This window comes from Kurthia sibirica (assembly GCF_003143975.1).
In the GTDB taxonomy this organism is placed as follows: Bacteria; Bacillota; Bacilli; order Bacillales_A; family Planococcaceae; genus Kurthia; species Kurthia sibirica.
The window spans coordinates 60,037-73,160 of the sequence record NZ_QFVR01000002.1 but is presented as its reverse complement, the minus strand read 5'-3'; the positions used below and the strand labels follow the sequence as shown (position 1 = coordinate 73,160).

At 37.4% G+C, this 13,124-nt stretch carries 9 protein-coding genes; 6 read left to right on the top strand and 3 right to left on the bottom strand.

Annotation, left to right across the window (positions count from 1 at the left end):
- Window positions 1-141: 141 nt before the first annotated feature.
- From DEX24_RS02025 to DEX24_RS02010, 4 genes are all read left to right on the top strand, one after another.
- Window positions 142-1,857, top strand: a complete 1,716-nt coding sequence (locus tag DEX24_RS02025; protein WP_109304735.1) for an ABC transporter ATP-binding protein — start codon at window positions 142-144, stop codon at window positions 1,855-1,857.
- Window positions 1,850-3,673 carry an ABC transporter ATP-binding protein gene (locus tag DEX24_RS02020; RefSeq protein ID WP_109304734.1) on the top strand — a complete coding sequence of 608 codons (1,824 nt, stop codon included), beginning with the start codon at window positions 1,850-1,852 and terminating at the stop codon, window positions 3,671-3,673. Before DEX24_RS02025 ends, DEX24_RS02020 begins: the two co-directional genes overlap by 8 nt.
- Window positions 3,674-3,887: 214 nt before the next feature.
- Window positions 3,888-4,751 (top strand): GNAT family N-acetyltransferase, encoded by an 864-nt coding sequence (locus tag DEX24_RS02015; protein ID WP_109304733.1) that lies wholly within the window; start codon window positions 3,888-3,890, stop codon window positions 4,749-4,751.
- Window positions 4,752-4,789: 38 nt separating this feature from the next.
- Entirely contained in the window at window positions 4,790-5,395 is a 606-nt protein-coding gene (locus DEX24_RS02010; protein WP_109304732.1) for an SGNH/GDSL hydrolase family protein, read from the top strand.
- Window positions 5,396-5,465: 70 nt separating this feature from the next.
- Here DEX24_RS02010 and helD read toward each other — a convergent pair whose 3' ends face one another.
- The gene (gene helD / locus DEX24_RS02005) at window positions 5,466-7,682 is read right to left on the bottom strand and encodes an RNA polymerase recycling motor HelD (RefSeq protein WP_109304731.1); all 2,217 of its coding nucleotides are present in this window, start codon (window positions 7,680-7,682) and stop codon (window positions 5,466-5,468) included.
- A gap of 183 nt (window positions 7,683-7,865) precedes the next feature.
- Here helD and DEX24_RS02000 point away from each other — a divergent pair, with 183 nt between their 5' ends.
- Window positions 7,866-8,591 carry a glycerophosphodiester phosphodiesterase family protein gene (locus DEX24_RS02000; protein ID WP_109304730.1) on the top strand — a complete coding sequence of 242 codons (726 nt, stop codon included), beginning with the start codon at window positions 7,866-7,868 and terminating at the stop codon, window positions 8,589-8,591.
- Window positions 8,592-8,861: 270 nt separating this feature from the next.
- Here DEX24_RS02000 and DEX24_RS01995 read toward each other — a convergent pair whose 3' ends face one another.
- Together DEX24_RS01995 and DEX24_RS01990 are read right to left on the bottom strand one after the other, a co-directional pair.
- On the bottom strand, window positions 8,862-9,890 hold the full coding sequence (locus DEX24_RS01995) for a DUF2804 domain-containing protein (protein ID WP_109304729.1): 1,029 nt from the start codon (window positions 9,888-9,890) through the stop codon (window positions 8,862-8,864).
- Window positions 9,891-10,003: 113 nt separating this feature from the next.
- Window positions 10,004-10,630, bottom strand: a complete 627-nt coding sequence (locus DEX24_RS01990; protein ID WP_109304728.1) for a TetR/AcrR family transcriptional regulator — start codon at window positions 10,628-10,630, stop codon at window positions 10,004-10,006.
- Window positions 10,631-10,752: 122 nt separating this feature from the next.
- Here DEX24_RS01990 and DEX24_RS01985 point away from each other — a divergent pair, with 122 nt between their 5' ends.
- Window positions 10,753-12,954 carry an MMPL family transporter gene (locus tag DEX24_RS01985; protein ID WP_109304727.1) on the top strand — a complete coding sequence of 734 codons (2,202 nt, stop codon included), beginning with the start codon at window positions 10,753-10,755 and terminating at the stop codon, window positions 12,952-12,954.
- Window positions 12,955-13,124 lie beyond the last annotated feature (170 nt).

Sequence of the window (13,124 nt, the reverse complement as noted above, 5' to 3'; positions counted from 1 at the left end):
CAGTATGTGTAAAACTGGAAGTCTTCTAGGGTGTTCCGGAGTGCCTTCTATATAATTCGGATATCGAAATATTAGTGCGTGCAAAGAAACATAGTAATATGTCATAATAGTATGAAAATAATAGTCGTCAGGAGGAATAATATGCGACGAGTCTTACAATATATAGCACCTTATAAATGGATTGCCCTCATTGGCTTTTTACTGATGTTAGTCGAATTGACTGTCGAATTAGTCCAGCCATTAATAATTGCGAAAATAATCGATGAGGGGATACTGACCGGTGATGTACAAACGATTTGGTTATGGGGGGGCATTTTATTAGGTTTAGGTGTTTTGGCATTTATCGCGGGCATATCAAATGGTTTTTTTGCAGCACATGCAGCACAAAGTTTTGGTTATGATATTCGTGTAGCGCTGTTTAAAAAAGTCCAGGCATTGTCGATGGCCAATTTTCTAAAAATACCCACATCTAGTTTGATTACGCGGATGACGAATGATGTTATACAAGTTCAAAATGTATTCTTTATGTGTTTACGCTTTATGCTACGAGCACCACTCGTTGTAGTGGGTAGTTTAATACTTGCTTTTTTCGTCAATATTCAATTAGCTTTATATTTAGCGATGGGTATCCCATTTCTTATACTCTTTTTATGGCTAATGACTAAAAAAGGGGCTAATGGTTTCAGCCTCGTTCAAAAAAGTGTTGATGCTGTTAATAAAAAAATACAAGAAAATCTGCAAGCGAGCCGATTAGTGAAAGCGTATATGCGTGGCGTATATGAGGCAACACATTTTAATAAGCTCGTACATAGATTGAAAAATGATACGATGACAGCTTTGCGTTTAATGGAAAGAATTCAACCTGTATTATTAATTGTTATGAATATGTCATTGTTAGTCGTGCTGTGGTTTGGGGCTAAAAAAGTGGCTTCTAGTGATTTGCCGGTTGGCGATATTGTCGCGATTTTTAATTATGCTATGCGAATTACTGGTAACTTTGGTATGTTTGCTTTCTTGATTACTTTTCTTTCTAGAGCGAGTGCTTCAGCAAATCGTATGGCAGAAGTGTTAGATATGGACAATGGCGAGATGACTATGAAACAAACTATTGCAGAAACTACTCCTTATCTTGCAGTAAATAATATCTCTTTTCACTATCCAATGACAACAGAAGCTGTACTGACAGGGATTACTTTTTCCGTGGAGCGTGGTCAAACAATCGCTATTATGGGAGCGACTGGGTCAGGTAAAACTTCTTTGATGCAACTCTTACCAAGATTATATGATGTAAGCTCTGGCAGTATTGTTTTTGATGGTCGAGAGATCAATAGTTGGCCAGTAGAAGAATTGCGACAGAAAATTGGCTATGTGCCACAACGTTCATTGCTTTTTACCGGCTCTATTTATGACAATATTACATGGGGGAAAAAAGATGCGACGATGGCAGAAGTGATTGCTGCTTGTCAGGCCGCACAAATTCACCAATCAATCGAGCGATTTCCAGACGGTTATCAGACACGAGTCGGTCAAAAAGGTGTCAATTTATCAGGCGGACAAAAACAAAGAATTGCGATCGCACGAGCAATAATCCGTCAACCAGACTTATTATTATTCGATGATAGTATGAGTGCATTAGATATTGTTACAGAAAAAAAACTGTGGCAAGCACTGCAAAACTACCATGCAACGATGCTCGTCGTGACTCAAAAAGTATCGACAGCACAAACAGCTGCTCTGATTTTATTAGTAGACAAGGGTCAACTTATTGCTAGTGGCAGTCATGACGAACTCATAAAAACAGCACCACTATATGCACAAATTGTTGCGTCACAACAGGAGGTGTTAGCAAATGTTTAAACCCTTTGGCTATGAGCCAGTACTAACAAGGGAAGAAATCCATCAACATAAAAAGAAAAAAAGTGACAAAGTATCCAATATGTCATCGACATTAAAGCGTGTCTGGTTGCTTGTAGATGAACAGAGAATAGGATTGCTCATCGTGTTTGCATTGGTTTTTATCAGCGCTTCCCTGATGCTGTTAGCTCCTTTTCTTATCGGACTATTAATCGATCGTCATATCGTACCAAAAGAACTGGAAGGTGTAGGTGCGATTATTCTGACGCTTGTACTGATTTATGCCCTATTATCACTAACGCTTTTTTTACAAAATTATTTAATGATTGGTATTGCTCAGCAAACCGTGTATCGCATGCGTACTTTATTATTCGGTAAATTTCAACGCTTACCTGTATCTTTTTTTGATAAGAAACAACATGGAGATTTGATGAGTCGTATGACAAATGACATGGATAATGTGAGTACGACATTGAATACGACATTTATCGAAGTATTTTCGAGCGTTCTGATCATCATCGGAACAGCAGCGGTAATGTTGTATTTAAGTCCAATTTTAACATTGATGACGATGATAATTATTCCAATGATGTTTTTTGCAACAACGTGGATTACAAAACGTACAGGTCCGTTATTTAAAAAACAGCAGGCTACACTCGGACAGTTAAATGGTATGGTTGAAGAAACCGTATCTGGACAATTAGTCGTCAAAGCTTATTCTCAAGAACAGCGCATGATTGAAGGTTTTGAAAGACAAAGTTTCCAACTGCGAAAAACAGGTTATTGGGCTAATATCTATTCAGGTGCTATTCCAAAGGTTATGAATTTTTTAAATAACTTTAGCTTTGCTCTTGTGGCGGGTGTTGGTGGAGTTTTAGCATACAATGGATATGTAACTATTGGTACAATCGTCATTTTTGTCGAATATTCACGGCAGTTTACACGCCCTCTCAACGAGCTTGCCAACCAATTTAATAATGTACTGTCAGCGATTGCTGGTGCAGAGCGTGTTTTTGAATTGTTAGATGAGGACGATGAGATAGAGGGACATACGCTACCACTGCGCACTAAATTACAAGGAGATATACGCTTTTCTCATATTGATTTTAAGTATAATCAAGAAGATGAACAACAAACAATTCATGATTTATCCTTCCATATTCCAGCAGGGAAAACAGCGGCTTTTATCGGGGCGACAGGGGCAGGAAAAACAACGGTCATGCAGTTGATTGCTCGCTTCTATGATTATGATCGTGGCTCAATTACAATCGATGGACAAGAATTGAAGACGATTTCCCGTGCGGATTTGAGAGCACAGATGGCATTTGTCTTACAAGATTCATTTTTATTCGAAGCATCTATTTATGACAATATTCGTTATGGACGGCTTGATGCCACAGATGAAGAAATTATAGAAGCTTGTAAACAAGCGAATGCACATAAGTTTATTGAACAATTATCAAACGGGTATGAGCATGTCTTAACAGCGGAGGCAGGCGATATTAGTCAAGGTCAAAAGCAATTATTATCTATCGCGCGAGCGCTTATCGCCAATCCAGCGATTTTATTGTTAGATGAAGCAACATCAAGTATCGATACAGTGACAGAACTAGAAATACAAAAGGCACTTGATCAGTTGATGGTTGGTCGTACGAGTATTGTCATTGCTCACCGCTTAAATACAGTGAAAAAAGCAGACATCCTTTTTGTTTTACAATATGGACAAATTGTAGAATTTGGTTCACCAAAAGAATTAATAGCAGCTAAGGGTCAATATTATAAAATGGTGACTCAAACAGAAACAAGTGATTTAGATTAAATGACCGTATCTAGTTGAAGTCCCACTTCTACGGGGAGCGATGCCTTCCAATCTGTGCAAGACCCCTAGACTTGATAACTGCCTTTTATGTCCACTTTACAGCATATATATGTTCAGAGAAAAGAACCCATTGCTGACAGGATAAACAGAAAAATAGATAAGTGCTATAATATGCTCCATAGCAACTTAATACTAAATATAAGGTGGAGAAAATATGAATCTTTTTGCAATGAAAATTTCATATCCAATAGATGCAGAAACGGAGCAAGAATTACAGGCATTATTAAAGATGTGTCAGCTGAAAGATGCAGTTGAATACGGTGAATTAATGCATGAAAAATATTGGCAACAAGCATCTGCAGGGAGTTTTATTGTGGTCATTTATGACGAAGATCAAGATAAATTAGTGGGTGCACTAAGCGCGTATGATTTGTTGGCAATTAACACGTATGAATGGTCTTTACTTGTAGCACCTGATTACCGTCAAATTGGTATTGAAGAAGGTCTGATTGAAGGGTTAAAACATGGTTTAATGGAAAGAAATGCTAATGGTGAAATGGCTGTGACGTTACACAATGCAGATATGACGAAAATTTTGACTGATAATGGTTATGTTTATAGTTCGTCTGAAATAGAAATGCGAGCTTTACCCGAAGCGGCAAGTATTAGCAGTATTGTAGTGCGACCATATATAGCAAGTGATTTGAATGCACTAGCTGTGATGATGGAAGATGGTTTTGGCGATGTACGCGAGGAAACCGTTGAAATGGCCGACTTGATTGCAGCTGAGCAAAACAGTCAAATTTGGATTATAGAGCAAGCAGATGAAGTTGTTGGTACGATGACGACGGCTTCAGAAGGACAGGTATTGTGGATTACTGCTTTTACAGTTGCAGCTGCTTACCGTCAACAGGGCATTGCTTTAACTTTATTAAAATGGGTAAAGAATTATGCGACGGAAAAACAATTTTCTACTTTATTAGTAGAAGTAGAAACAGAAAATCCAGCCGCGTTGTCACTTTATCAAAAAGCTGGATTCATTAATAAAAAACAATTTGATTTTTTTGTGGTCAAATAATAAGTTCAATAACTAAGTTTGAAATAGAGGTGAGAAGTATGAAAATTCTATGCTTCGGTGATAGTAATACAGGACGAATGGAAGGGTACCCAAAACCCATGTTGACGCTGATGTTATCGGATAAATTTAAAGGTCATCGTTATGTGAATATCGGTATTGCCGGCAGCACGACTGCTTCGGCAAGAGAGACTTTTAAAAAAGATGTTATGGCAGAACATCCAGACATCGTAACGATGATGTTTGGTACGAATGATGTATCGGATACTAAAAATATCCCCATCGATGTATTTGCAGATAATATTGAGTTTTTTATTAAGAAAATTGGCTATAAAAAAGTGATTCTCATTACACCAGCGCCAGTTGATGAAACAAAAGAAAAGCACCGGAAAAATAGTGATATTCAATATTTTAGCGAACGTATTGTGAAAATTGCTCACGAGCAAAAATGTACGATTATCGATTTTTTCACGTATGTATATGAGCAAGACAATTATGAACGATTATTAGTAGGGATGAAAGACGATGGGTTGCATTTTGGTGAAAAATTATACGATGAATTATCAGATTTAATCGCCAAGGAACTAAAACGTCGTGAACGCCTTGCAGAACAACCAATATGGAAGAAAATTCGTGATATTTTATAAAGAAAAAACAGCTATCTGGCAGCAGATAGCTGTTTTTAATTGTGTCGGCCAGAGGAAAAAAGCTGATTTCTTATAATAGAAAATCAGCTTTTTCTCGACCAACTAAATGAAGTTCGTGCATGGCACGTGTAATCGCAACATATAATAACTTGCGTTCAAGTGCATTATTATGAAAAGGTGTATGATCGGCAACGATTAGTACTGCATCAAATTCTAGACCCTTTGAAAGATGACTGGGAACGACTAGGATGGCGTTTTGGTCTATTTCAGATGATTCATCCAATGTTTGTGCGTACAGATCCGCATCGTTCAGCAAAGCCGTAATACGCTGTGCATCGGATGTTGATTTACAAATAAGTGCAATTGACCGATGACCATTTTTACGAATCTCTGTATAAATAGTTTGAATGGTGGCTGCATTGAAATCAATCATTTCATGGAACTGCGGTTGCAAGCCATGGCGTACTACAGGTTCTACCAGAGGCAAGTCCTCGTCCATACTGACTAAAATTTGATTGGCGATCGCCATAATTTCAATGGTTGTACGATAACTTTTTTGCAAGGTTTTGTACGTGGCACGCGGGAATAACTCTTGTACAGGAGCCCAATCAGTGAGGGAACGATAGCTATGAATCCCTTGTGCTAAATCACCGACCATCGTGAACATATCTGTATCAAGTGCATCTTTTAGTGCTGCAAGTTGAAAGAGACTATAATCTTGCACTTCATCTATGAAGACGACACGCATTTTCCATTGTTCTGGAATCCCTTTTAGCGCTGCGAATAAAAAATAAATGGCAGCCAAATCTTCCGTAGTCCATTTTTCTTTTTTATGCAAGCGTAAAAAAGTAGCCTGTTGTTTCTTCGACCAATCTGGTGTTAGGGCGTGTAAAAGATTCGCGTCCGTTAAAAATGCACGATATAATTTTTTCGTAGCATATTTAGGAAAACGTTTCATGTAGGCAGGTACAACTTTTTTTGCTTCTGCTTCTATTTTAGGTATACGTTCATCGCGTTCATCAATCCACCGTGTTACTTCTTTTTTACGACGTGCATCATCAAAAATATTAAGTGCGCGACCGAGTAAATCATCGTACTTAATTGCAAGGTCATAGACAATTTGTTTTTTCTTTTGGCGTACATGATTTTGAATCACTGCCCGTATTTTTTGTAGTCTTTTTTCTAAAGGCAAATAAGCGTAATCAATGAGAAATAATTTTTTTAAACTAGAGCCACGTAAAATACGATATTTTTCAATATAAATATCTTCGAATAGCTCACTATATTGTGTGGCGATATATGCAATATACGCTTGCATAATTGCTCGATATTCGAGAGACCCCTTTAGTTTAGTCAGCCAAAGTAAATCTGTATTAGCTACACCACTTACAAGGTTTTCTAGCGTATCGTTTGGGTTGGCGAGTTTTAGTTTAATTTTTGTAGCATTTTGTACATATTCTTCGAAAGTTGTCTGCTGGATTTGGCCTACGCCAAGTTCTGGAAGAACATCAGAAATATAATCAATGAATAATTTATTTGGTGCTAAAATCATTAGTTCTTCGGCATTAAAATGTTCGCCCATCGTATATAAAAAATAGGAAATTCGATGAAGTGCAATGGTTGTTTTACCGGATCCAGCAGCGCCTTGAACAATAATAGGTTGTTTGAGATGTGCTCGAATAATCTCATTTTGTTCAGCTTGAATTGTGGAGACGATTTCTGTTAAGCGTACATCTGCTTTTCCTTCTAGCGCATCTTGCAATAATTCGTCATTTGTTGTCAAATCGATATCGCGTACTTCGAGTAGCTGGCCATTATTGATTTTATACTGACGTTTTGAATAAAGATGTCCTTTGTTGATTTCTTTATTTACTTCATAGGTAATATCACCTAATCGCCCATCGTAATAGACGTTTGCTACAGGAGAGCGCCAATCGACAATCACAGGTTCCTGCGTGTCACGATCGAATAAGGAAGTTTTCCCTATGTATAATTTTTCAGCAGGTTCGCCCTCTTTTTCAAAATGAATACGCGCAAAATAAGGCTTTAAGCGTACTGCTTCGAGCCCTTCAGATTGATTTGTCGCCATATCGAAAAATCGTGTATTTGTTAATATATTTTGGTAGCCGAGACTGGAATCTAAGTAATCCAGATCGGCCATCGAATTATGGATGACTGCTTGCGCATCGGCAAGGTCTTGCTGTGATTCAGCTAACAACTTTTTCATAAAATGTTTCACATAAGAAAGATGCTGTTGTTCTTCTTTAAAATCAGGATGTTGCGTCATAAAATATCCTCCAATCAAAATTACGTTTTGTGGGCGTTATGCCGAACTGTTAAAATGATTTTTATAACGCGGAGTGACAACTATTATCATACTTTTTTTATAAACAATTTGCAAAATTGGTGATTAGCATGGATACTTTTTGCATAGGTTCGAGTAGCATGCGCGGATAAAGGAGGAACTCGTATGAAAATTTTTGCACATCGTGGTGCTTCGGCTCATTACCCAGAAAATACTTTACCATCCTTTATTGCCGCTTCAAAATTAGCGGTTGAAGGTGTTGAATTAGATGTCCAACGTACTGCCGATGGTGTACTTGTCATCCATCATGATGAACGATTACATCGCACTTCAAATGGTAGCGGTTTTTTACGTGACTATACTTTTGATCAATTGCGTCAATTGGATTTTGGTAGTTGGAAAGATGATCAATTTGCTGCTACCGAAATACCAACATTACGAGAAGTATTGGCTGTATTCAAAGATACGCATCATATGATTAATATTGAGTTGAAAACAGATGTATTTGAATATAAAGGAATAGAAGATACGGTATTGCAAATAGTGTCAGAAATGGGCATGTCGGAGCGGATTATATATTCGTCATTTGATCATTGCATGGTGGAAACGATGCTGAAAAAAGCACCGAAAAATGAAATTGGTGTTTTATTTGAAAAAATCCTCGTCAATTTACATGACTATGGTGAAAAAATAGGTTCGAATCAATTGCATATCTCATTGGTAGCAGCAAAGCGCGGCATTATGGCGGCAAGCATGGCAAAAGGAAGTATATTTCGCGTATATACGGTCAATAAAATTGCAGACTATGATGCGATGGAGGAACTAGGTGTGGAAGCTATTTTTACAGATCATCCAGAAAAAATGCTCGCGCATCGCCATCGTAAAAAATAATGGTTCTGTGTCATGGATGTTTCTCAATGATACAGAACCATTATTAAGATTCTACGCCAAGTCACCTGACTTTTGTCGCTTCGAATGAGTGCTTTTCGCGAGCGAATCGATGAGTCCTTTCGTCTGTGATGGATGGCATATGTCACGCTAATTCCATATCTATTTCCTTTTCTGGTATACAACTATTCTTTAGAACGATGGATTTAATAATATGACAAAAACGACTAAACCAACTCCTATTGACGGAGCTAGTTTAGTCGTTTTATCGTATTACCATTTGGCATGATGCACTTCAGAAGACCCTAGCATCTGACGAATGGATAATATACTGCCATCCGTGAAGCGAACATAACCATTAAAATAACCAAATAGCTGATGAACAGAGGATTGTACAAGTTTAGCATCCGTATCTGACACACGTTCGAAAAATGGTTTGAACGTTAAATGAACATCATCTGAAAATTTCGTTTTGATTGACCAATTTTTCATCAAATCGTGATCATCGTATTCAAAAAGAACATCCTCATGAATTTTTGTCATTTTACCATCATAAAAGAAAGCATTTTCTGTCATGCCAGTACCATCCGTCCATTGTCCACCAAAATTGAGACCAATGCGGTGATTGCGACATTTTTGAGAGGCCATTGCCCAATTCCAAGTCGATTCACGTGGCCAAATACCTCGACCAAAATCAAGGACAGCATAGGAATCTTTAGGTTCAAAAGCATATCGTTTATCGCCAATCTTAACATAACCGGATGTCGGCAAAATATGATGTTTTGCTGTATGTTGAAATGTTTGACGATTCCATGGAATGACTACATTTAACGATTCGTCCTCGCTTGGATGATGAATCGTCAAGTCCGCATGCAGTAAATCGCCGTCAAAATCAGGAACGGTTACCGTCAATTGTGTTTCGCTAATACCATCGTATAAAATTTGGATTTTCATATCTGAATGATTGCATATAACAGGGTCTAATACATGCTCCGACATCTTCACCTTTTTGCCAATCGGCGGCAGTGTAATGGACTTTTCGTAGAAGCGTTGCGTTTCATAATCTAAGAAATAGACAAAACATACCGCGGCATAATCGAGATGACTGATCGTAGCAGAAAACATAATATCATCGCCATATATACACCAATAATTCCATTTTTTCTTACGCATGAAGTGACCCTTTAAATTACTTTGAATCACTGGCTTTCGAGCGTATCCAATAGCTGCTGGGTTTAAATTCCCTTTTGCATCACATAATTTTATCGCGTTAAAAATCTCTTTTTCCGCATGTTGAGTCACTTCATAACATCCTTTCTCATCTTCTCCGGTCGAGCGTTACTCTATTAAATATATTGTAACAAATTAAAAGGGCAAATTGCCTGTTTCATTAAAAAATAAAAAGGGATATTTACTTAATTATTTTCAATTTGTAACCCATTCCAATAAAAATCAACTAAATGACATGCGTTTTCTTCAACTGTTGGGAAGAAGCTATCGCCATTTTTATCTTTATACTTGCTTAAATTTAATAAAGATAAAAATAAATGCGTCATATATTTTGTGTTTTTTTGGGGCAGTGTACCCTCTTCGACTGCAAGGATAAAGCATTGTTCGATTGCTGCATGCATGTCATCCTCGGTATTGGTGATTTTATCGTATTGCTCAGCAGAAAGGCTTGGTGCGGCTTCACGAATAAAATTATTGACGTCAATATCAACAGTTGCATAAGAAAAAGCGATGATTAACTGCACTAATCTTTCACGAAAAGGTAATTCACTGCTTAAAATTTTAACGGAACTTGTACGTATGCGCATCATTAATGTATCAATGGCTGCGGTAAAAAGGTCAGCCTTTGTTTTATAGTAATAGTAAACTGTCGCTTTTGTTACATTGCAACGTAGCGCCACTTCATCCATTGAAGCTCCTTTATACCCCTCTTCAACAAATAATTTTGTTGCGGTCAATAGTATTTTTTCCTTCGTTGGAATATCTTGTTGCTGTAGGCGAGGTCTGCCTAAATTTTTTGCTTGTTCACTCATTTTTAAAACCTCATTTCGATGCTTGATTACTCGATATTATAGCATATTATAATTTAATAGTTGATTAATTAACCCTTGAGTATATATAATTAAGGGGAAAGTAAATAAAAGGGAGGCGTAACATGAAAAAACATCCATTTGAAGTATGGGGAAGTCTAGTAGCAAGTAAGAAGGGCCGTTGGGTGACATTAGGTTTTTGGGTCTTATTAGTAGCGGTACTATCATTTACGTTGCCACAAATAAATAGCGTTGAAAATAAAAATGCCGAGAATTTACCGGCAACGGCAGCGTCAAATAAAGCAGAAAAAATTATCGAAAAACAATTTCCAGACAACTCAGGTATCCCTTTACTATTAGTTTGGCATCGTGAAGATGGTTTAAATAATGCGGATTACAAAAAAATTCAGACATTATATGCTAGTTTAGAAAAAAAACCTGTGGAGAAACAATCACTTGTACCACCACTTAGTAAAGTGCCTCCTACAGCTTTAGCACAGTCGGCTTCAGAAAATGGATCCACTATCGTGACACCCGTATTTTTTGATGAAGCGGCAACGACTGAACAGTTAGAAAAAGGTTTGAAAAATATTCAGAAGCAAGTAAAGGATTTAGAGATTGTCACGACGGGTGATTATTCACAAGCAGATCAGTTAAATCTTCGTTATTCTGGTCCTGTTGGTATTTCAATTGATGCAACAGGATTATTTAAAAATGCAGATTTCAAATTAATGGCTGCAACTGTTCTTCTCGTCCTTGTATTATTAATCCTGATCTATCGTTCACCACTATTAGCGATTATTCCATTACTCGCAGTCGGTTTAGCATATGGGGTTATATCACCGACACTAGGCTTTATGGCTGAGCATGGTTGGATTGATAAAGATGCCCAAGCAGTTTCCATTATGACCGTACTGTTATTTGGAGCAGGTACGGACTATTGCTTATTCCTGATCTCTAAATACCGAGAAGTATTGTTGAGAATCGATGATCGCTTTGAAGCGATGAAAGTCGCGATGAAGGAATCAGGCGGCGCTATTTTAATGAGTGCCCTCACAGTTGTTATTGGTCTGGCAACATTAGCATTGGCAAACTATGGTGCATTTCAACGCTTCGCCGTACCATTTAGCTTTGGTGTGTTATTAATGGGTATTACGGCGCTTGTTGTATTGCCAGCAATGCTTGTTATATTTGGTCGCGTAGCATTTTATCCATTTGTACCACGTACTGAAAAAATGGCCTTGGCACGAGCTGAAAAAATAGGAAAACCGGTTAAACAGCATAAACCAAGTCATAAAATAAGCCGTAAAATTGGGCATTTCGTTACATCAAAACCATGGACAGTTATTGCTGTGACCGTCATCTTTTTAGGTGGATTAGCAACATTTACTCCGAAAATTAATTATACATTTGATTTATTATCATCGTTTCCAGAAGATATGAGCTCGCGAGAAGGGTTTACTCTAATAGAGGATAATTTCTCAGCAGGCGAATTAGCACCGATGAAAGTAATTGTTGATACAAAAGGCAAAGAAATCAATTTAAAAGATGATTTGAGTAAACTAGATTATATTGCTTCAGTGAAGGAACCTCAAATTGGTAAAGAAAATAAAGATATTCAATTATATGAAGTAAGCTTAAAAGTAAATCCTTATTCACCAGAAGGACTGGAAAGTGTTCCTCAAATTACCAAAGATACGAAAAAAATGATGCAAGAGCAAGGCGTATCAGCAGCTCATGTAAATATCGCGGGTGAAACAGCATCGCAATATGATGAAAAAACGACGATTGAACGAGATGAATCAATCATTATGCCAACGATTATCGCTTTAATTGCATTGTTGTTATTCGTTTACCTACGTTCCATTACGGCAACATTGTACTTAGTGTTAACTGTTGTATTATCGTATGGTGCAGCATTAGGAGCAGGTTGGATTGTACTTCATTACATGTTAGGCGTCGATGCCATTCAAGGTTCCATTCCACTTTATGCCTTCGTATTCCTAGTTGCGCTAGGAGAAGATTATAATATCTTTATGATTTCGGAAATTTGGAAAAATCGTAAAGAAGGTAAGCCACTAAAACTAGCAGTGGAAGAGGGCGTTGTGCATACAGGAAGTGTTATTACGTCAGCTGGATTGATTTTAGCAGGTACATTTGCTGTACTAGGTACGTTACCGATTCAAGTATTAGTACAGTTTGGTATCGTCACAGCCATTGGTATTTTAATGGATACATTCATCGTGCGTCCATTGCTTGTACCGGCATTAACGACTGTTTTAGGTCGCTATGCTTTTTGGCCAGGTAAGCTCTTCAAAAAAAAATGAAAAATCTAATGTAAATGAAACCTCGAATAATGGACATATATATGTCCCTATTCGAGGTTTTTTATAGGAAAATGGATTTATATGCTAAAGGTCATTTGTTAAATAAGGATAATAGTCTCGTAACAAAGTAGAATGATGAATTTTAGTGCTAAAAGTCCTGAAATAGTAGG

Coding starts and splice junctions, on each gene's coding strand:
- helD (WP_109304731.1), bottom strand. CDS start 7,682: ATGACGCAACATCCTGATTTTAAAGAAGAACAACAGCATCTTTCTTAT.
- DEX24_RS02020 (WP_109304734.1), top strand. CDS start 1,850: ATGTTTAAACCCTTTGGCTATGAGCCAGTACTAACAAGGGAAGAAATC.
- DEX24_RS02025 (WP_109304735.1), top strand. CDS start 142: ATGCGACGAGTCTTACAATATATAGCACCTTATAAATGGATTGCCCTC.
- DEX24_RS02000 (WP_109304730.1), top strand. CDS start 7,866: ATGAAAATTTTTGCACATCGTGGTGCTTCGGCTCATTACCCAGAAAAT.
- DEX24_RS01985 (WP_109304727.1), top strand. CDS start 10,753: ATGAAAAAACATCCATTTGAAGTATGGGGAAGTCTAGTAGCAAGTAAG.
- DEX24_RS01990 (WP_109304728.1), bottom strand. CDS start 10,630: ATGAGTGAACAAGCAAAAAATTTAGGCAGACCTCGCCTACAGCAACAA.
- DEX24_RS02010 (WP_109304732.1), top strand. CDS start 4,790: ATGAAAATTCTATGCTTCGGTGATAGTAATACAGGACGAATGGAAGGG.
- DEX24_RS02015 (WP_109304733.1), top strand. CDS start 3,888: ATGAATCTTTTTGCAATGAAAATTTCATATCCAATAGATGCAGAAACG.